This is a genomic window from Pedococcus sp. P2_D9 (genome assembly GCF_056404275.1).
The window spans coordinates 39021-59836 of sequence record NZ_JBFUEI010000015.1; the positions used below are offsets into that span (position 1 = coordinate 39021).

General features: G+C 69.6%; 14 protein-coding genes. 2 read left to right on the forward strand and 12 right to left on the reverse strand.

Going from position 1 to position 20816, the window contains the following annotated elements:
* Nucleotides 1-83: 83 nt before the first annotated feature.
* On the forward strand, nt 84-734 hold the full coding sequence (locus AC1DXJ_RS18970; RefSeq protein ID WP_477614696.1) for a hypothetical protein: 651 nt from the start codon (nt 84-86) through the stop codon (nt 732-734).
* Between the two features lie 64 nt (nt 735-798).
* Here the strand turns inward: AC1DXJ_RS18970 and AC1DXJ_RS18975 are convergent, their stop codons facing one another.
* Together AC1DXJ_RS18975 and AC1DXJ_RS18980 are read right to left on the reverse strand one after the other, a co-directional pair.
* Nucleotides 799-2385 carry a right-handed parallel beta-helix repeat-containing protein gene (locus AC1DXJ_RS18975; RefSeq protein WP_477637672.1) on the reverse strand — a complete coding sequence of 529 codons (1587 nt, stop codon included), beginning with the start codon at nt 2383-2385 and terminating at the stop codon, nt 799-801.
* A complete protein-coding gene (locus AC1DXJ_RS18980) occupies nt 2382-3077 on the reverse strand; it encodes a phosphatase PAP2 family protein (protein ID WP_477637673.1) in 696 nt (231 codons plus the stop codon). The genes AC1DXJ_RS18975 and AC1DXJ_RS18980 overlap by 4 nt, the downstream gene beginning before the upstream one ends.
* Nucleotides 3078-3290: 213 nt before the next feature.
* Here AC1DXJ_RS18980 and AC1DXJ_RS18985 point away from each other — a divergent pair, with 213 nt between their 5' ends.
* Nucleotides 3291-4439, forward strand: a complete 1149-nt coding sequence (locus tag AC1DXJ_RS18985; RefSeq protein WP_477637674.1) for a glycosyltransferase family 4 protein — start codon at nt 3291-3293, stop codon at nt 4437-4439.
* Nucleotides 4440-4478: 39 nt separating this feature from the next.
* Here the strand turns inward: AC1DXJ_RS18985 and AC1DXJ_RS18990 are convergent, their stop codons facing one another.
* The 10 genes from AC1DXJ_RS18990 to AC1DXJ_RS19035 all read right to left on the reverse strand — a co-directional run bounded on the left by AC1DXJ_RS18990 (nt 4479) and on the right by AC1DXJ_RS19035 (nt 20802).
* Nucleotides 4479-5702 (reverse strand): glycosyltransferase, encoded by a 1224-nt coding sequence (locus AC1DXJ_RS18990; RefSeq protein WP_477637675.1) that lies wholly within the window; start codon nt 5700-5702, stop codon nt 4479-4481.
* Nucleotides 5699-6949 carry an O-antigen ligase family protein gene (locus AC1DXJ_RS18995; protein ID WP_477637676.1) on the reverse strand — a complete coding sequence of 417 codons (1251 nt, stop codon included), beginning with the start codon at nt 6947-6949 and terminating at the stop codon, nt 5699-5701. Before AC1DXJ_RS18995 ends, AC1DXJ_RS18990 begins: the two co-directional genes overlap by 4 nt.
* Nucleotides 6946-8622, reverse strand: a complete 1677-nt coding sequence (locus AC1DXJ_RS19000) for a GumC domain-containing protein (protein WP_477637677.1) — start codon at nt 8620-8622, stop codon at nt 6946-6948. The genes AC1DXJ_RS18995 and AC1DXJ_RS19000 overlap by 4 nt, the downstream gene beginning before the upstream one ends.
* Complete coding sequence (locus tag AC1DXJ_RS19005) at nt 8619-10199, reverse strand: hypothetical protein (protein WP_477637678.1); 1581 nt, start codon at nt 10197-10199, stop codon at nt 8619-8621. Before AC1DXJ_RS19005 ends, AC1DXJ_RS19000 begins: the two co-directional genes overlap by 4 nt.
* Nucleotides 10196-12271, reverse strand: a complete 2076-nt coding sequence (locus AC1DXJ_RS19010) for an alginate lyase family protein (RefSeq protein WP_477637679.1) — start codon at nt 12269-12271, stop codon at nt 10196-10198. The genes AC1DXJ_RS19005 and AC1DXJ_RS19010 overlap by 4 nt, the downstream gene beginning before the upstream one ends.
* Complete coding sequence (locus AC1DXJ_RS19015; RefSeq protein WP_477637680.1) at nt 12268-14451, reverse strand: bi-domain-containing oxidoreductase; 2184 nt, start codon at nt 14449-14451, stop codon at nt 12268-12270. Before AC1DXJ_RS19015 ends, AC1DXJ_RS19010 begins: the two co-directional genes overlap by 4 nt.
* 76 nt (nt 14452-14527) lie before the next feature.
* Nucleotides 14528-16444 carry an asparagine synthase (glutamine-hydrolyzing) gene (asnB, locus tag AC1DXJ_RS19020; protein WP_477637681.1) on the reverse strand — a complete coding sequence of 639 codons (1917 nt, stop codon included), beginning with the start codon at nt 16442-16444 and terminating at the stop codon, nt 14528-14530.
* Nucleotides 16445-16446: 2 nt separating this feature from the next.
* Nucleotides 16447-17733: a glycosyltransferase family 4 protein gene (locus tag AC1DXJ_RS19025; protein ID WP_477624326.1), complete on the reverse strand. Its 1287-nt coding sequence runs from the start codon at nt 17731-17733 to the stop codon at nt 16447-16449.
* Nucleotides 17733-19055 (reverse strand): nucleotide sugar dehydrogenase, encoded by a 1323-nt coding sequence (locus AC1DXJ_RS19030; RefSeq protein ID WP_477637682.1) that lies wholly within the window; start codon nt 19053-19055, stop codon nt 17733-17735. The genes AC1DXJ_RS19025 and AC1DXJ_RS19030 overlap by 1 nt, the downstream gene beginning before the upstream one ends.
* Before the next feature lie 229 nt (nt 19056-19284).
* The gene (locus tag AC1DXJ_RS19035) at nt 19285-20802 is read right to left on the reverse strand and encodes a lipopolysaccharide biosynthesis protein (RefSeq protein WP_477637683.1); all 1518 of its coding nucleotides are present in this window, start codon (nt 20800-20802) and stop codon (nt 19285-19287) included.
* Nucleotides 20803-20816: the final 14 nt, after the last annotated feature.

Sequence of the window (20816 nt, forward strand, 5' to 3'; positions counted from 1 at the left end):
GCTGGTTATGGTCGACGAGACCGTGGTGGGAGCCGCCGGGGCGCGGCGAGCGCGGCTGCCGGGGCACGAGGGAGGTTTTGCTGATGCGCAGGACTGCTTGGCTCCCGGTGGTTGGCGCCCTCGTCGTCGCCACGCTCACCGGCTGCACCGACTCCGGCTCGTCCACCGGGTCCGGAGCGACCGGTGCGCCGGCAGCTGCGTCAACGCAGGCGACAGCAGGCTCGGCCGCCCCCAGCGCGAAGGCGCCCGCCACCGGGAAGGCGTCCGCCACCAGTGCCCGGATCGTCAGGGACCCACGGGCGGCGATGCCTGTCATCACGCCCGGAAGGGTGGGCACGATCGGCTACGGCGCGCCCTCCGCGAAGGACAAGCAGCGGTTCGCTGCGGTCAGCAAGGCCTCGGCCCACGTGATCACCTCCTCGGCCATCCACTCGCTGACGGTCGCCGGCCGCGACGTGGGCGCTGTCGCGGTGTACACGACCAAGCGCGGAGTCGCGAAGAGCACGACCTTCCAGGACCAGTACGTCGTGCAGCTGCTCAACGCGGTCACCGCGTCGAAGTCGGCGCCGCGGTTCGTGAGGACGAAGGACGGGGTCATGGCCCTCACCACGGGTGCGCCCGCTGTGGCGGCCTGGTTCAAGGACGACCAGCTGACCCTCGTCTACAGGGACGGCACTTCACCGAACCTGGCCGCGCTGGCCCAAGGAGTGAGGTCAGCCCCACTCAAGCAGTGAGCCCGTTCGCCGCCCTGCAGGTTCAGCGGGGAGCCAGGGCCTGGCTGGAGCATCGGTGGGGACCTCACCGCATCGAGCTGCCGACGTCCTGTCCATAGGGCTGTGCTCGCCACACGTCCCAGGTCGCGGTGTTGCCCTGCGCGAGCACCATGAACGACCACGGGCCCACATAGGTGTTGTCGAACCACTTGTTGTTCTGCGAGAAGGTGATTGCGCGCTGGACGACATCGCCGAGGTATGACGACCAGTCAGGGGAGCTGCCGGAGTTGGAGAACAACCCCTGGTAGCCGCAGGTGTTCTCGACCGTGCAGGCGGCGCCGAGCCGGCTCGGGTCGAACGAGAAGGAGTTGTCATGGACCTGGACGTTCTGCGTCTTCCACCGACAGTCGCTGCGGTAGGGCTGGCGGCTCACCACGTCCTTCTTCGCACACTGCCCCACCGTCGCCTCCGGGTTCACCAGCGTCCCGTAGTCGCTGCTCGTGTTGCTGGGTGATCCGGCGAACCGATCAGCGTTCTCCCAGAGGACGACCCCACCCCAGTTGTCGATGAAGGTGTTGCGGGCGATGACGAACGAGGCACCCACGGTGGGCTCGACGCGGGAGTCCTGCCCCGCCTCGGAGAGGTAGACCGCCCCGGCCGGGAAGCCAGGGTTGGCCGGCCCCTTGACCAGTGCATTGCGGATGAACGTGTTCGCGATGATCTCGGCGTTGTAGCTGATCTCGTACCAGAGCGCTTCGCCGTCGTTCTCCGAGAAGTAGTTGCCCTGGAAGCGGAAGCCGACATTGTCGGTGTCCGCCCACAGTCCCACGCCCCGGTTGTCATGGACGTAGTTGTTGGTCACGACGGCACCTCGTGTGTCCCAGAACTTCCCCCCGGCGGTGCAGCCACAGCCGGGTTGGCTCTCCTCCCAGTCGTCGGTGTTGTTGCCCGTGATCTCGTTGCGGTCGACCACGAGGTTCCGGACACCGTCGGGTCGATAGGCGTTGAACCCGGACTGACCGTTGCCTCGGATGCAGCTCAGCTCGAGGACGTTGTCAGTGCCCAGGAGCAACCCCGCCCCTGCATTGCCCTGCACCGTCACGTGCGAGAACACCCACCCGGTGGCGAAGTCGTGGTTGACCACGCCCTCGTTGAAGTTCTCCCCCGCGGAGCCGAACCCCTGGATCGTCAGGTAGGAGACGTGGACCCCCGCCTCCTGTCCACCAAAGGCATATTGGTTGAGGTGGCGACCGTCGATGATGGCCCCCGGCGCTCCCACGTAGCGGTTGCCAGCCTTCGGGTGGACCTGGTTGTACTGCCCGTCACCGAGATGGTGGGTGCCTGCGGCCAACCAGAACGTCGTACCGGGGTCGTTGCTGTCGGTCACGGACTCGAGGTCGTCGGCCAGCCCGACGACCACCGCACCCTGGGGCGCTGCGGCCGGGCCGCGCAGGAGCTCGGAGTCGCACACCGCAACAGGCGGGCGGGCAGGTGCCTGCGTGGGCGCCACAGGCGCGGCTCCTCCCGGGGGCCCGACGCCTGCCGGCTGGGTGGTCGACCCGTTGGCCGGCCGTGGCCCGACCCCGGCTCGGACGTCGCGCGGATGGCTGGCGGAGAGTGATCCCACCAGCAGGACGCCGACCGCCATGAGGACGAGTCTCGACCCTGTCACCGCGAATCCTGCGAATCCCGCGGAGACCCAGGCCGGACGCCGGGACGCGGACGCAGCAGGAGGACCGAGCTCAAAGCGGAGCTCACGGCGAGCCCGACGAGGATGCCGCCGACCACGTCGGTCAACCAGTGCAGGCCGACGAAGAGCAGCGGGACGGTCACCACCATGGCGACCAACAGCAGGACTGCCCACTCCCAGAGGCGAATTCGCACCCGGAAGAGCATCAGCAGGCCGAAGATGCAGACCGTGATGGCCGCAGCGTGCCCAGAGGGGAAGCTGCCCCCACCGCCTCCGAAGGCTCCCCCGGTGTCTGCTCGCTGGACGACCACCTTCGTCACGATGGTGATCAGGGCCGTCACGGCTGACAACACGGCGACGACCGTCAACGGGCGCCAGGAGCGCCGGCGAACCGCGAAGAGGACAGCCACGACAGCGAGAGTGGAGAAGACGACGCGCGGCTCCAGTCCGTCGACGAGGTCTGCATTGATCCGCTGGGTACGTCCCCAGACCCCGCCCGGCCGGAAGAACCAGTAGACGCTGGAGTCGACTCCGCGAGTTCGCGCAGTCGTCACGAGTGCCGCGAGCGCCAGGTAGGCCAGTGCCGCCCCCATGGCGAGCGCCGATGACACGGCCGCCGCAGATGACACCGACGTCGCGGCGCCACTCGCCGAGCGGCTTCCCCCCTGTGTCATCCGGAGACCTCCCCACCTGGACCTCGAACCGGCAGGTTCCAGGGTGCGCGGGGTCCGTGTCACCTGACGATCGAGTACGTGAAGTCTACCCGCCACGGCAGCAGACTTCGCTGGATGCGGGTGGCGGCAGACCCGGCGTTCGGAGAGAATCGCAGACCGGGCGCCCGGCCCGGAACACCACACCACTCAAGGGGACTCGTGCAGCCAGCTCCAGTGCCGGAACCCACGATCGTCCTGGCGACCCTCCTGCGTGAGGCGGGCGGCTCCGGCGTCCAGAGCCACGTTGCGACCGTTCGCTCGTACGCACGGTCCAGCGGGCGTGCCGCCACCGTGGTGACACCGTTCTCCCAGAGGTCCCTGACCCGCATGCCGGTGTTCGGGGCGCGGCTGGTCCTGGGTCGGATGAGCGGGCCGCTGGGCGTGTGGTGGTACCGGCATTGGCACGAGACCTACCTCCGGGGCGCGCTCTCAGCGCGCCTCGCCGAGACCGTCGGACCAGCTGTCGTGTATGCCCAGTGCCCGGTGTCCGCCAGTGCGGCGATGCGGGTGCGCAGCGACGAACCCGTAGTCATGGCAGTCCATTTCAACATCTCGCAGGCTGACGAGTGGGCGGACAAGGGCGAGATCCCCACAGCTGGTCGGACCTACTCGTCGATCCGGTCGTTCGAGGCGGACGTCCTGCCTCGTCTCGACGGTGTCGTCTACGTATCGCAGTTCATGCGATCCCTGCTGGAGGAGCGGCTGCCTGCGCTGCGCGCGGTCCCAGGCGTCGTCATACCCAATGCCGTCGACATCGTGGACCGGCCACCGGTCACCCCGATCGCGGACCTCGTCACGGTCGGAGCACTGGAGCCGCGCAAGAACCAGGGCTACCTCCTCGAGGTCCTGGCGGCCGCCGCCGAACGTGGCCATCGCTACACGCTCACGGTCATCGGCGACGGTCCGGACCGTGCCGCCCTGGAGAAGAGAGCTGCACTCCTCGGCCTCACCACCCAGGTGAGCTTCGTCGGCTACCAACCCGATCCCCGGCCCATGATCGCGGGTCACCAGGTGTACTGCCACGCCTCGCGCATGGACAACCTCCCGATTGCCCTCATCGAAGCCATGGCCGAGGGCCTACCGGTCCTTGCAGCAGCGGTCGGGGGCATTCCAGAGCTCGTGCGAGCCGGGATCGACGGCGAAATGTGGCCGCTGGACGACGCCGGGGCTGCTGCTGACCAGCTCATCGCCATGATGTCGGACAGCGAGAGACGGAGCACGATGGCCTCCGCCGCCCAGGCACGCGCCAAGAGTGACTTCTCGAGCGAGGTGCAGGGCCCCAGGCTGCTCGACTTCCTCAGCGGAGCCGCGGTGCGCGACTGACCGGCCGCGGCACCGAGGCGACGTCGACCGGGCGACGCGTCAGCGCCCCTTCGAAGCCACTCTCGGGGGCGCGGTGACAGGGTTGGCGATGGCGAAGTCGTAGATCTCGAGCAGACGCTCGAGGCTGCTCTCCGGCTGGAAGCGGCGCTCGTAGGTCGCGCGTCCTTGCCGGCCCATGGCGACGAATCGCTGCGGATCCCGGTCGATCTGGGCGAAGGTCCCCGCCAGCGAACCAGCATCGCCGGCTCGGAACAGGACGCCGTCGAGCCCATGCGTGATGAGCTCCGGGAAGGGCCCCATTGCCGGGGCGATCGGTGTGACCCCCGCCGCCATCGCCTCGACGGCCACCAGCCCGAAGGTCTCCTCCGACTGTGAGGTCACCACACTCGCCACCGACCGGGCCAGCATGTCGCCGACCTGCTCGCGCGCCACCAGGCCGGCCAGCTCCACGGTCGGGTGCCTGGCGCCCCAGGCCTGCACCTCCGCCTCCAGCGGGCCTCCGCCGACCACCGTCAGTCGCAGTGCGGAGTGGGGGTTGTCGGCCCGGAAGGCGTCCCACGCCCTCATGAGGAGGGGTACGCCCTTGGCCGCGTCCAGCCGGCCGACGTAGGTCACCACGTGCTCGCGCTCCTTCATGCGAAGCTCGCCGCCGACGACGAAGTTGTGCTTCACGAAGACCCGCTCCGGGGGGAGGGCGAGGTCCTCCATCAGGTTCTTCTGCGACTCCGAGATGAAGACATAGGCAGCAACGAGACGCTGCCACGCCGGGCGATGGATCAGGTTGGCGGCGACGATCGGAAGCGTTGCCAGACGCGACCCTCGGTAGCAGCCGTGCAGGAGGGCTGGACCGCCGCGCCCGGCTGAGCAGTCATGGCACGGTTCGCCGTCGCGGAAGAAGCCACCCCCTGCACAGAGGAGCCGGTAATTGTGGATCGTTGCGACGACAGGCACCCCGGCATCCCGGCACGCATACAGGACCGAGGAGCTGATCAGGGGAAAGGTGTTGTGGACGTGCACGACATCAGGTCGCGTCGCCACGATGTGGGCCGCCAGGTCGCGCTTGACCTCGCCGTTCCACAGGGTCGTGGCGGGGAGTGCTGCCTTGCGCGGCAGCGACCACCCGGCGATGTCGTCGCTGTGCCGTTCGAAGAGCTCGACGTCGTGGCCGGCGGCGCGGAGCGCGGCTCCCTCCTGGTCGACGACGATGTTCTCCCCACTGGGAGCCGCTGACCGGTACCGACCGTGGATGACCAGGATCCTCATGTGGCCCCTCGACGTGGAGGACGAACGACCAGCGACGCCGCAACCACGAGGTCGAGCAGGTATGCCGAGGCGTCACCCAGGCCGGTCTCGGTGATCGACGACAGGACGCAATAGGTGAGCAGGAACAGGGCGATGGCGCGCCGCGGACCCCGCGGGTGGGTGACGGCCATCGCCAACAGCACGCACAGGAAGGTGAGGACCAGGACCACCCCGAACCATCCGAGGTCGAGATACGTGGCCACCCAGCTGCTGTCCACGGACAGACCGGTGAAGGACTTGTCCGACAGGCCCGATCCGAAGAGCTCCTGGATGCGTGGGCGGCTGGTGTTCGACACTGCGCTCCACACGGTGGCCCGACCGGTCAGGTCCGTTGCCTGCTCCGCCGACTGGCCGCGGGCAGCCCAGCGCAGGACCTGCGGGGCAAAGAGGGTGGCGCCGACGATCACGGCGACGAGCGTGGTCACCGACGTCCGCCGGACGCGTGCGTGCCCGAGGAAGAGACTGCCTGCGGCCACGATGAGCCCCGTGATGGCACCGAGCAGGGCAGTGCGCGTGTGCGTACCCAGGAGACACGCCGTCGAGAGCACCACGGCCACGAAGGCATGCCTCCCACCGATGGTGCGGCACAGCCACAGCACGACCGACGTGCCGAGCAGCACTGCTGCATAGTGCGCCACGGCGGTCGGCCACATGGGCCAGATCACTCCGGACAGGCGACCTTCGAAGGCGAATGCCTTCCCGGGTGCGATGAGCGCTCCAAGGGCGACGGGGATCAGGGCTCCCCACAGGCAGAGGCGGTGGACGCGCAGGAGCAGCAGGTCCCGGGCGCCCCACCAAGGGGACAACAGCCACAGGCAGGTCACGAAGCCGATCAGGCGGATCGCACGATAGGTCGACCCCAGGAAGAAGACGCTGTGGATGCTGACGACGAGCGCCATGACCGCCATGACGGACAGGAGCACCAGGAAGAGTTGCGGCCGGATGACGATCCGGGGATTCACCAACAGCGCCAAGATCACGGCGAGGATGAGGGAGCCTTGCGCAAGGGCCTGAGTGAGTGGGCCGGGGATCGGCACGATCGTCGACACACCCGTCGGGGTGAGAACGTTGCAGAACAGGGCCCCCCACGCCAGGAACAGGAGTCTCGGCACTTCCGAGGCGCGGGTCCGCAGGGACGAGGTCGGCCGGAGCTCATCCGTGCGAGGCCATGGCCTGACCCAGCGGCCCGCCGTTGCGGTAGTGCTCACCGCTGGCTCCCTGCCATGGACCCCGAGTCATGGGAGCCCTTGAGGCCGAGGCTGTCGTCGGTGTCGTCGGACCCGACCATCATGGCGAAGGGGAGCTCGAGACCGGCCGCCCGGACCAGCTCCGCCGTGGTCTGCAACAGCTCCGGGGAGGACTGGCCGGCGGTGACGAGCGGCACTGCCCGCCCGACCCATGACGCGAGGCTCTCGGCATCGATCCCCGGGTCGACGTCGGCCAGGACGAGGACGACGTCCGCCGCTGCCCACGCGTCACCCGGGAACTCGTCGCCACGAAGGGCTGCCGACTCGCCGCGAGCCGCGCGCAGAGGCCCGCGTGCCAGCCCGACCGCCCCGGTGGGACGGAACACCGTAGGCGAACCAAGCGCCCGAGCTGCTTCGGAGGCCTCCCTCGACGCCATGCGGGAGGCGCGCCTGGCAAACCGCCTGGACGACAGGTGGGCGACCAGCGCTCCGGACGGGCTGAGGTCGACCAGCAACACACCCCTTCCGAGGGCATTGAGCTGGAGTGCCAGCGCAGCCATCACCTCGGCGGCCACGCCCGCGTTGCCGATGGCGACCATGGCCACCACCTGTTGCCGGTCGTCGACCCACCCGGCTCGGACCGGAGCGGCAGGCAACGCCGCGAGGGTGGTGTCACTGCGGTCCGGCAGCGCTGAGGCCAAGCCGTGGACGAGCGTCGCAAGGTCACGAGCGTGCCACGGCCCTGAGATCCACCGCAGGGGCGCGAAGCGGCGTTCCGTGGGTCCCCGCGAGGCCACGCTGTACCGAACCGGGGCGCCGAGGGCGAGCGCGACGTCCTGGCGGCGTCGCACCCTGGTGGACGTGAGAGCCCGGAACAGCACGAAACCGACTCCCAGGGCGGTTCCCGCGATGAGACCTGACGCCACGTTGAGGACCAGCAGCCTCTTGAGGGACCGTCTCTCGACCGTTGCGGGGTCGATCACGTGCGTGGACGCGATGGCGGCGTCCGCGCTTAGCGAGGCATCCTCCAACGCCGACTGCAGCTCGACGATCTGCGAGTTCAGCTGGGTGCGACGGGTCAGGATGTCGGAAGCCTGGCTCTGCCCGTCCGCGCCTTTCAGGAGCTCCTCGTTGTACGAGGCCGTGAGGGTGGTGACCTGGGCTCGGAGGGTGTCGATCCGGGACTTGTACCCGTCGATCAGGCCACGACTGAGGGACTTCAGCTGCTGGGCACGGAATGTGAGGTACTGCTCGGTCAGGGCATCAGCCCGGGTCACCGCCGACCCGTCGTCCGGTGCCGAGACCGAGATGGTGAGCACCTCGGGGGTGACCGGTTCGGCAGTGATGGTCGACTGAAAGGCCTCCGGCGACATGTCCAGCGACAGTGCCTTGACGGTGCGGGAGGCCACCTCTCGGGTGTTGAGCAGGCTGAGGTCTGTCGCCATGGCCGACTGCGCGTCGAGGTTCGCGGGGTGGGCCATCAACACCATCACGGTGCCCTTGCTGGCCGGGGGTACCAGCACGATCACGGCGAGGCCGAGCGCAGCCCCGAGCACGGCGAGGAAGCTCCAGGTGCGCCAGGCGCGGCGGAGGGAGTTGCGCAGGTAGTGCCAGGTGCCGAGAAGCGGTCGCGGCGCGCCGGTGATCTCGAAGTCGCGGTCCTCATCCTCGATGCGCCAGGAGACGTCGATCATCGCAGCCTCCGGCGAGTCCTCAGGGCGGTCGCCTCGGCCGTGGCCGCGGTGCCGGTCATGAGCGACGGGAGTGGCACCTGGGCTGCGCGTTCCGAGGGCAGGAGGCGTCCCGTGGTGCGGTCCAGGGGGTCAGGGTCGACGACGACGATTCGAGCGATGGAGTTGCCCGAGTCGTCAGCGGCGAGCGCAACCCTGGCGAGGTCCTCCGCCGTGGCTGATCCTGCTGTCACCGCGAGCAGGATCACGGCCTTGCCCACCCCCAGGCGCAGCTCAGGACGCTGACGGTCGGCCACGGCGATGTGCACGACGAGGTCCGCGGAACGCTGGGCGTGTCCGCTGCCGTCGACCGACAGCCTGGGACGCGGTTGCTCATCGTGCGCGAGGCCCGCGCACGCAACCCGGAGCGCATTCGCCGACTCATGCATCTGTGCGGTGAGCAGCTGGGTCTGGAGACCGGACGATGCCGCGAAGGACGCGAGCTGTGGACCGACCGCCAGGGCCTTGACGTCTCCGGACAGCGTCAGGAAGACGACTCCCGTCGGCCCGGTGTCATCGTCGGACTCGGGTGCGAGGCTTCCCGGGTGGCCCGGCGTCACGAGGCGCACCAGCTGGCGCAGGGTCCACGTCTCGACGTTGTGCGGCGCGTAGCTCTTGAGCAGTCCGGTCCACCCCGCGACGGAGCGCGGGGCATGGCTCTCGATGGACGCCACGACAGGGATTCCGACGGCATCGGCGATCTGGTCCCGGGAACGAACGGCCCGCTCGCGACGGGATCGCAGCACGAGGATGAGCAGGACCAGGAGGGCACCAGCTGCGGCACCCCCCACCCCGAAGAGGGCAGCGCTGACAAAGGGCGACGTGGTCACGGCCGGCGAGGCTGCTTCGATCAGGGTGGCAACGGCACCGGGCTGGGCAAGGGACTGGTTCGCGGTCTCCTGCTGGAGCTTGTCGACCTGGAGCACCAAGCTGCCCTGTTGCGCTGTCAGCTGCGCGCGCGCGGCCGCGTCCGCCTTGCCCGCAGGCGAGGCCGGGGACTCGCCGGCAAGTCGCACATCGGTCTTCTTGATCTCGGAGTTCACCGCCGCGAGGCTGGCCTGCAGCGCGGCGACTCGGGTGGAGAGGGCGCCTCTGGCCTGTGCCTGCACCGTGTTCGCCGCGGCCTTGAGGTAGTCGAGCTCCGCCTGGGCGACGGCGCCGGACAGTGCCCGCGCCTGCTCAGGAGTGGTCCCGGTTGCCGTGATGCTCATCAGGTCCGTCGTCGCGGCCTTGACGGTCACCCGCTTGGCCACCTGGGTCGCGGTCAGTGCGGGGGTGACTGCCTGTCCGGCAGGCCCGAGCACCGCTTCACTCTGGGCGATCTGCACCTGGGTGTCGATGCCGTGGGCGGGGAGTGCGACGGTCGACCCCTGCGCGGCCACGGGGAGGAGAACCTTGCTCGTGCTGCTGTACTCCGGAGGACGCATCGACAGGGCGACACCTCCGTCGACCGCCCCGATGGCGGCGGCGAGCGCGAGGATCCACGCGCGACGGCGGGCGATCGCCCAGGTCGCTCTCAGGTCGAGGGCTTGTTCGCTCACGACTCCTCCTCACCGGGCGACGAGAAGGAGGCGGCCCGCACCGCCGCCGCACTCTCGGTGAGATCGAGACCGGTCTGCAGGGTGAGTGCGCCCGTCCACGAGCCGGAGCCCACCAGCGTGGTGGTCGGCACCTTCTCCCCGAAGCGGGGGGAGTACCACCCCAGGACCGGGTCCACCTCACCGCGGTGGCTCGACCACGTCAGCGACTGAGGCAGGCGGAGCAGGGCGCGGCCAGGACCCGACTCCCCCGTCCAGGACAGCTGCGCCCCTCCGTCAGTGAGCCGCGCCTGGACCTCCGGTCCAAGGTGCCACGCCAGGCGCAGGGTATGCCGCGCGGACGCGGACCCCGTCAGGGTGTCCGTGACGCGGAGCGCGCGCTCGACCGGGTCCAGCGTCACCGTACGTTCGTGACGAAGTCGAGGATCAAGTCGCGCATAGCCGGCGTGGTGAGCCGTCCACGCCTGCACCGGGCCGTCCGGCTCGAAGTGGTCGACCACGGCGTCGGTCTGGCTGCTCCAGAGAAATGGCCCGCCTTCGACGGACTGGCTGACGCCGTCCACCTCGATGGTGTTGTGCGCGGCAGTGGAGCGGAAGTACTGCCGCCAGACGGGGTCTCCGTGGTAGCAGAACGTCCCGGGATCGACGAGCAGCTCGACACCGTCGCAGCGGACCTCGACCGACAAGGCGTCCGCGTGGGCATGCGCCGCGATGGACAGGAATCCGTGTGGGCCTCCATCACAGCGACACCAGATCTCGGGCCCCTGGCCGGCGGGGGTGCGGAGCACGTAGAGGCCCGCGTCGCGAAAGGCGAGCGGGGCGCTCGCGGCCCGCTCAGGCAGCTGGGTGCTCTCGGCGCCCGCGGCCGTCGACGTGCCGGCGGCAACGGCGCGGAGCACGGTGCTCTGGACACCGGCCACCGTCGGCGGCCACCAGCCAAGAGGCCCGACGACGGCACCACCCGCTGCAAGCAGGCTTGCCCACGGATCGACGTTCGGGCCGTCGACCACCAGGGCGCGACCCTCGTCACCATCGCCCTGTCGAGGTGGGCGACCACTCGCGTCGAGCATGGCGGCCGCAGCGTCCAGGGACGACACCAGCAACGACGTGGTCGAGAGGCTCAGAGGGTGGCCCGCACGACCCGCCTCGGCCAGCGACACCAGGCCCAGCTCGGTCACGAAGCGGTGATAGTCGGAGGCCTGCTCTCGGTTCAGCCCACTGGAAAAGGTGTTGGCGGCCAACGAGTTCTCCAGCTCGACCGTCGCGCGAGTGCGCCACTCGTCGCTCTCGCTGAACCAGGGGAAGGCACAGGCCGCGACCAGCTGCCCGGCCGCCTCGGCAACCAAGTGGTTGTTGGCCGACGACCCAGTGCTTCGGAAGGCGGCGAGAAACTCCTGGTGCCACCTGAGCTGCTGGAGGGCGTCGGCGTTGTCCTCGAACAGGCCGGCTGCCCCCGGCCAGCCGTCCAGCAGCCGTCGCACCCATGCCCAGCTGATGAGCCGGACCCCGATCTCGATACCGCTGGTCCAGTGCACCCCGGAGAGGAAGGGGTTGGCGGCCCACCACGACCTGAGCTGCCGAGCCACGGTGTCGGCGTACCGCTCGTCGCCGGTCAGCCACCAGGCGGCCGCGAGGACCGTCAGGTGGTGGTGTCGCGACAGCTCCCACACCGACTTGATGTTTCCCGTCACGCCTTCGTCGCGGTGGTCGATGCGGAAGGCCAGCACGTCCTGGGGAGCGCGGCGACCCGTCACCGGGTCGTGGAACCAGTCGGGGTCGAGGATGTCGCGACGGCTGGTGCCCAGCACGGCATACTCACCTCGCAGCAGCCGATCGGCCGCGGTGACCACCGCGTCCCGAGCCGCTGCCGGCACCTGTCCCCTCACATCCGGCTCCAGCGCACTGGCAAACCGACGATCAGGCAGGAGTCCCGCGACGGTCCCGGGCGCTGCGCCCAGCTCCACCCGTCGGCGCGCCCACAGGGCCTGGCGTCCCCGGTCAGCGACTCGCTGCAGCACCTCGTCTGGCGTCATTCCGCGCAGCCGACGCAGGTACCACTGCGCGGACCTGCTCATGGTGACACTGCCTCGTGGGACACAAGGCTCTGGCCGACGGCGATCGTCGCCCGGGTGGTCGCAACCAGCGACTCCAGCGAGATGGGCATCGGGCGACCTGCGACCACCGCGTCGACGAAGGCGGCCACCTCGGCGCGCTGTCCCTTGTCCTGACCGGCATACGAGCGCTTCACGTCCTTGCCCGCGCGGCTCCAGAGGGTGGCGCGGGAGTAGTTGTCGAGACGGGCGTTGCTGCCACCACCGGAGACGTCCAGCGTCTCCTTCGGGAACCGGCTGTCGCCGTCGGTCGCGTACGTGATGGTCGCGAGCGAGCCGTCGGCATACGTGAGCAGGACGTGCAGATCCGCGCCGTTGGAGGTCTGCTGCGCCATCACCCGCACCGGGTCGTGCCCGATCCAGGCGCTGAGGGTGTCGATGAAGTGCCCACCCTCACCGAGGAACCGTGAACCCTCGAGCTCCTCGTTGAGGTACCAGCTCGTGGCGTCGAGGGATCCCGCGTTGACGAGGTAGCGGGCACTCATGGGTCCGGTCGGACGGCCGAAGCGTCCGCGCAGATCGGTGAAGAGGGGCGCGAAGCGGCGGTTGAACCCCACCATGACGCGGTCGTTACCGGTCCTCTCCACGACCTCGAGGATGCGGTCCACCTGCTCGGGCGTCAGGGCCAGGGGCTTCTCGACGAAGACGGCCTTGCCCTGCTCGAGCGCCCGGCAGACGAAGTCGGCGTGCGAGTGGTGCCGCGTGACGACGAACACGGCGTCGATCGTGGGGTCCTCGAGCACCACACTGGCGTCGGTCGTCACCGCCTCGAACCCGAACTTGCGCTGCGCGTTCACCGCGGACAGCGAACGAGTCGTCGCCACGGTGGCCAGCGTCGCCGCCGGGTGCTTCGCGAGGTGGGGCAGCAACATGGAGCTGGCGTAGCTACCGGCACCGATGAAGCCCAGCCGCGCAGTGGCTCCCTCGAGCCGCGTCCTCGGAGCGGACGAGCGCGGAACGGTCACCGTGCGGGTGAACAGCTCACCCGTGGAACTGTCGGCATCGACCGCCGGCCGCGGGTACTCGAACAGGAAGCCGATGCCGCGCATCGACCCGGTGCGCATCTCCTCGTAGACCGATGGCGCGTCTGCGATGGGCCGCGTCCCGGACACGAGGGAGGCCACCTCGAGGGACTTGCCCGACAGGAGGTCGAGGAAGCACTGGAGGTTTCGACGCTCGGTCCACCGCACATAGCCGGCGGGGTAGTCGATGCCCTCGAGCTCGTACCGGTCGTCGTAGCGGCCGGGACCGTACGAGCGCGAGAACCGGACGTCGAGCTCCTTCTCGTAGTAGGCGTTCCACGGCAGGTCCAGCTTGGTCTTGCCGATGTCGACGACTCGGGCGCGATCCCGCGCGAGGCGGGCAGCCAGCTCCACGGGTCCGTTGCTGTCGCCGCCGGCGGCGAGGAACACGTGGTCGGCGCCGAGCCCGCCGGTAGCCGCCAGGATGGCCTGTTCGACGTGGGCCGCACCGTCGTCGTCGGGGGCTCCGCACGTCAGGGCGCCGGCGGCCTCCGCCATCCGGCACCGCTCCGGCACCGTGTCGACGCCGACCACCCGGACGCCGGAGGCCACCAGCAGCCGGACGACCAGCTGCCCGATGAGCCCGAGCCCGATGACGCACGCCATCTCCCCGAGCTGGGCCTCACTGCGCCGGACACCCTGCATCGCGATGGCACCCACGGTCGCGAACGCCGCGTGCTCCGGCTCGACCCCGGCGGGCACGGCGACGCACAGGTTGACGGGCACCCAGTTCACCTCGGCGTGGAGCGCGAACTCGTTGCCGGCCGCAGCGACCAGGTCCCCGACGGCGAACTCCTCGGCACCAGCCCCCACCTCCACGACGACGCCGCAGAGCGAGTAGCCGAGCGGGGTGTAGCTGTCCAGGGTGTTGATGGCCTTCTTGTACGTGGCAACCGGACCTTGCTGCGCCACCGAGTCGAGGACCTTCTTGACCTGGTCCGGCCTGGCCCGCGCCTTGCCGATCAGCGAGAGCCGGGCCTCGGTGACCTTCATCATCTCGGTCCCCGTGGAGATCAACGAGTACAGCGTCCGCACGAGCACCCCGCCGGGCTTGCACGCCGGAGCCGGCACGTCGAGCACCACGAGCTCACCGGAGCGATAGTTCTGGGCTACCTGCTTCATGTCCTCTTCCACATCCCTGCGTTCTGATCGGGCCCCTGCCCGTGGCCTCCCCGAAAGGCGGGAGATAACCCCCTGCTCACCCCGCACTCACCCCTGCCGACCGCACGTTGCGGTACCACTGCTCCAGGCACAGCAGCTGCCAGATCTGCTTGGACTCGTCCCGACGCCCGCTGCGCTGGTCGTCCACGAGTCTCGACAGCGGTTCGCGACGCAGGAACCCGGTCTGGACCAGCTCGCCCCCGAGCAGCACGTCATCGACCAGCTCGCGCAGGTCGTTCGTCACCCAGGCCCGCAGCGGGACCCCGAAGCTGGCCTTCGGACGGTCGATGATCTCGTCGGGCAGCCAGGCCCGGGCGGCGTCCTTGAGCGCCGCCTTCTGCACCCGTCCGCGGATCTTGTCCGACGCGGGCAGCGCGAACGCCGCGGCGAACACGACGGGATCGACGAACGGCACGCGCACCTCCGTGGAGGCGGCCATGCTCGCGCGATCCGTGTAGGTGAGGTTCAGCCCGACCATGAACATCCGCGAGTCGGCCAGGCACATGCGGCTGACCTGGTCGGCGAGGTCGTTGTCCTCGTAGACGGCGCGGTGGTGGTCGATCACCCCGTCGACCTGGCCCGCCAGGCTCGGGTCGAGCAGGTCCACCAGCTCGTCGCGGTCGTACATCGTGTAGCTGCGGCGGAAGGCCTCCTCCTCCGGCAGCTCTGCGAAGGTCAGGAACCGCTGGGCCCAACGGACGGTCCGTATGCCGCGCTGCCCGACGGCGACGGGCATGGCCCGGACCGCGGGGGCGATGACTCCCGTGCGCAGGGTGCGTGGCACCCGGCGGTAACGCGCAGTCATCAGCGTGGCCAGGTGCTTGCGGTAGCCGCCGAAGAGCTCGTCGGCCCCCATGCCGGAAAGCAGCACCTTGACCCCGGCGGAGCGGGCGGCATCGCACATGAGGAGCGTGTTGATGGCTGCGGGATCCCCGATCGGCTCGTCGAGGATGTCCACCATGCGCGGCAACAGGTCCACGATGTCGGGGCTGATCTCGATCTCGTGCAACCGGATCCCCAGGTGCGAGGCGAGCATGCGGGCGTAGCGCGCGTCATCGGGCATGGCCTCGAGCCGCTGGTCCTCCGGCCGGAAGGCGATCGTGTACGCCTCGATCGCCGCATCCGCCTGGTGGGCCAGCGCGGTGATGATGCTCGAGTCCAGCCCCCCACTCAGGAACGAGGCGACTGGGGCATCCGAGATCAGGTGGGCCTCGACGGAGGTCTTGAGCACTTCGCGCAGGTCCGTTGTCGGCCCGGTGGCGGCGGCACGGGCAGCTTCCTCGGCGGTGTTCCAGAACTCGCCGGAGCTCATCGAACCGTCCTTGTGGTAGGTCCGCCACGTCCCTGGAGGGAGCTTGTGGACGCCCTCGACCGCGTCGTACTCCTGCGGCAGCCAGTAGTAGAGCGCCGACGCCACCATGCCCGCCGCATTGACCCGCAGCTCCGGGCCGACGGCCGCGATGATCGCCTTGAGCTCCGAGGCGAAGACGATTCCCGCACCCCTGGGCATGACATAGAGGGGCTTGATGCCGAGCGGGTCCCGGACGAGGCTGAGGTCCCCGGTGCGCTCGTCATGGATCGCGAACGCGTACATCCCGCGGAAACGGCGCAGTGCGCCCGGGCCCCACGCGCGCCAGGCCTCGAGGACGACCTCGGTGTCGGACCGGGTCGCGAAGCGCACCCCGCGGGACTCGAGCTCACGGCGGATCTCGAGGAAGTTGTAGAGCTCACCGTTGTAGCTCAGGGTCAGGCCGCCCCTGGCGAACGGCTGGTCGGCCGCGGCGGAGAGGTCGATGATCGACAGCCGTCGGTGGCCGAGCACGACGGAGCTCTCCGGGTCGACCAGCTCCACCACACCGCGGGCGTCGGGGCCGCGGTGGTCGATCCGGTCGACCATCGTCGAGACCACCACCTTGCCGTCAGGCTGCTGGTACGCGCCCGCCACCCCGCACATGACTAGGCCTTCGCGCGGAGGAGCTCGGTGGGTGGCTGGGGCTCGGAGGCGGAGGACGTCTGGCTGCGTGGGGCGGGCAGGCGACCGCTCAGCTCGTCGAAGACCGCGACGTACCCCACGCGCTGGTGCTCCCAGGCCAGGTGCTGCTCGACCCGTTCGCGGCCACGGCGGCCCATCACTTCGCGCTCCTCGGGGTTGTCGAGGAGCTCGACGATGGCGCGCGCGTAGCCCTCGACGTCTCCGGGCTCCACGTAGCGCGCGGCGTCCTGCGCCGACACCCTCGTCTCCCTGAGCTCGAAGGCGACGACCGGCAGGCCGAACGCCATGTACTCCATCGTCTTGTTCATCGTCGAGACATCGTTGAGCGGGTTCAGCGGATCCGGCGAGAGGCCCACCTCGGCAGTGGAGAAGACGGCTTTCACGGTCTCGTCGGGAACCCGGCCAGGCATGTCCACGTAGTCGGCGAGGCCGAGCCGGTCGCGCTGCGCGACGAGGTCGGGGTAGCAGTCACCCTTGCCCATCAAGGTGAAGGAGATGTCGTGCCGCCCGAAGGTGTTGACGATGACGTCGGCGGCCTCGAGGACGATGTCCACCCCGTCCTGGGGGCCCATCACACCGATGTACGCGACCAGGTGCTCCCGGCCCCGTCGCTGCCCCGGGTCAGGCTCCTGGCGCCGCAGGCGCTCCGGGTCCGGACCGGTCCGGACCACGGTCACGTGCTCGGGCGCCTTGTGGCCCCGCGACCTCGCGATCGCGGCATACGAGTCGTTGGTCGAGGTGACCCGGTCGGCTGCGCGGAACGTTTCCCGCTCGAGGCGGAGAAGACCTCGCAGGAAGGGCCGCGGACCGTCAGGAAACCGCGACTCGAAGAGCTCAGGGCAGAGGTCATGGTGGTCGAAGACGAATCGCGAGCCGTCCAGCAGGCGCAGCACCCTGGCCAGCGGCCAGAAGATGTCCGGCGGGTTGCAGGCCTGGACGACGCGGAAGGTGCCCCGCCTCCTGGCCTTGAACGCCAGCCAGGCGGTGGCCAGGAACGAGTAGGCGTACTCGATGAAGAACCCCACCGCGCCGCCGCCAGGGGCGTAGGGAGGGTAGGCCAGGATGCGTACGCCGTCGATGACCTGTTCACGGCCGGTGCCGTCACCGGTGGGGCAGATCACGCTGACGTCGTAGCCGGCCCGGACCAGGCTCTGGCACTCCAGCCACACCCGCCGGTCGAAGGGCACCGGAAGGTTCTGGACGATGATGAGCACCCGCGTCGGTGACGCGGGCGAGCCGTGGCGCCGCATCACCAGTTGACCCCCTCGTATGCCGGGAGCTGCTCGACCGCCTCGCCCAGCCTGCCGTTGAGGTCGATGACCACACGCGGGTCGGCCATGGTGAGCGCCTTCAAGGTCGCGGCATCGGACGACGAGACGATGACGACCTCCGCGTCCGCCAGGGCCTCCTCGGGCGTGGCGGCAAGGAGCCGGTTCACGTGGGCGAGCTTGCTCTGAAGGTGACGCAGGTTCGCGCCGATCAGCTTGTCGGGGTTGACGATCGGGTCGTAGATGCGGACGTCGAGGCCCTTGCCCACGAACCGCTCGGCCACCTCCAGGTTGGGGCTCTCGCGCAGGTCGTCGGTGTCCATCTTGAAGCTCAGGCCGAGCAGGCACACCCGGCGGTACCCGGTCTGGAGCACCCGGTCGACAACGGAGCGCACGAGGATCTCGTTGCTCGTCATGGTGGACCCCACGAGCGGGATCTCGACACCGGTGTGTCGGGCCATGCTCTGCAGGGCGCGCAGGTCCTTCGGCAGGCACGAGCCGCCGAAGGCGAAGCCGGGCCGCAGGTAGGTCGGCGCGATGTTGAGCTTGCGGTCCTCGCAGAAGATCTCCATGACCCTGCGGGCATCCACGCCGTAGGGGGCGAACACGCGACCCATCTCGTTGGCAAAGGTCACCTTGACCGCGTGGAAGGCGTTGCAGGCATATTTCAGTGCCTCGGCCGTCGCCACGTCGACGTGGTGGATCTCCTGGCCGAGGAAGGCGAAGAGCTCGGTGAGCGACGCCCGCGCCTGCTCGTCATCGGTTCCGACGACGACAAAGGGAGGTGCGAAGAAGTCAGCCATGCCGGAGCCCTCGCGCAGGAACTCGGGACACATGGCGGTGCGCACGGACCAGTTCGTGGGCACGCGGCCTTCCACGAACTCGGGAGCCACGACATTGGCGACGGTGCCGGGCGGCACGGTCGAGCGGACGACGACGGAGTGGACGCCCGAGGCCGGTGGCTGGGCAACCTCCATCGCGACGCGCAGGTCGGCGAGCGCACGGCTGATGTACGTTAGGTCGGTGTCGCCTCGCGGCGACGACGGGGTGCCGACGCAGATCAGCGACACGTCTGCCCCCTCGATCGCGAGCCTGGCGTCGGTCGTGGCCTGGAGCCGACCCGCTGCCACGGCTTCCTGGACCATCGTGTCGACGCCGGGCTCCACGACAGGGCTCTGCCCGCGGTTGATGGCGTCCACCTTCAGCGTGTCGACGTCCACCCCGAAGACCTCATGACCGCGCGAGGCCAGTCCCGCCGCCGTGACGGTGCCCACGTATCCCAGACCGAACACCGCGACCTTCATGCCGGCCTCCCGGTCCACATCCCTCGKATCACTGTCATGCGGGCCTCCCTCGGTAGCTGCCGCATCGTTCGATGCGTCCCCTCCACTGCGTTTTCAATACAACACCTGCACACACATGACGCGGGTCGTCCGGATTGGCCAGAGCCCTCTGGGTCAAATGGTGGAGACCGCCCTCCGGGGGGCACCGGGCGCGCGCCCGACGACGTGGTTCTGGGTGGTCCTCACGACGTCAGGAGGACACGACCTCGTCGAGCCGCATCAGCCGAACCACCCGACGCGTGTACTTCAGGGGCGCGGGGAAGATGCCGAGGGCGTCGCGGATGATGCTTCCCGCCGCGAACCGCAGGACCGCGAGGTTCACCACCAGGGTGCCGAGGACCGCAAGAGCCAGCCCGGCACGCGGGTCCATGCCCGAGACGGCGCGCATCGCCAGGGTCCCGACGAGCATCGCCGTCACGGTCGGCACCAGGACCGTCAGGAAGGGCCTGGCCACGACTCGGGCAGACAGCCCCAGCATCCGCCCGACGATGATCCAACGAGCCACTGTGGCGAGCACCGCAACGACCACGAAACCGACCGCCACGCCGGCCAGGCCCCAGCGGACCGCGATGACGGTCGTCGCCAACGTGGCGGCGTCGACGACCACCGCGTAGACGAGCCAGCGCCCCGGACGGCCGAGGCCGTAGAACAGTCCGTGGTCGAGCGCGGCGCCCAGAGTCACGATCCCCGCGATGGACAGGGCCTGGGCGGGCTTGACGCTGGCACCCCAGGCCTGACCGAACACCATGGGGACGAGCACTGGAGCCGTCACGACGATGACGACCATCAGCGGGGAGACCACTGCGTAGGCGATGCCCAGTGCCTTGACGTACGAGGCACGCAGACGGTCGGGCGCTTCACGCACCTTGGCGAAGACGACTGTCGAGACGGGGACGAGGGAGACGGCCGTCAGCTCCTGGGCCACCTGCACCAGTCGTTGGGCGATGCTGAGCAGGCCCAGCGCCGCCGGTCCCAGGGTCACAGTGATGACCCAGCTCTCCGCCCAGAGCCGAGAAGCCGCGACGAGGTCCACACTGGACACCCGCACCCCGAAGGCAGCCATCTGGCGGAACTGGCGCGGCGACAGCCACAGGGCGGGCACCCATCGGGCGCCCCACCAGGCGAGGATGGCTATGACCCACTGGGTGACGACCACCTGGGCCACGAGCGCCCAGACGCCGCCACCATTCAGGGCGAACACGACTGCGACCCCTTGCGCCAGCAGGGCGGCGACGAGGGTCTGCACCGCGACGGCGCGGAACTTCATCGCTCGCCGGAGCAGCGCGAGTGGTACGGCCGACAGGACGGTCGGGATGACTGCGAGGACCAGGGCCCGCAGGACCCGGTCGAGCTCGGCGCTGCGGAAGGCCTCCGCGAGCAGGGGCGCCAACGCCCACAGACCGGCACCGAGGACGAGCCCTGCTGCCACCGAGGCCCAGAAGGCGGTGCTCAGGCTCTTCCGGTCGACCTCTTCGGCTTGCAGGAGGTAGGTGGAGAAGCCGAGGTCCGCGAGGAGGTAGATCGTGGGGATCACCGTCATGGCCGCCGCCACCACCCCGAACTCGCGGGGAGAGACGTGGCGTGTCAGCACGACGAGGGTGGCGAAACCACTCGCCCTGACCGCCCACTTCTGCGCGGCCAGCCAGAGGACCCCGGCCGCGGCACGCTTGCCGAGGTCTCCCTCCAGAACCCGCTCCTCAACGCTCATTCGTCACGACACCG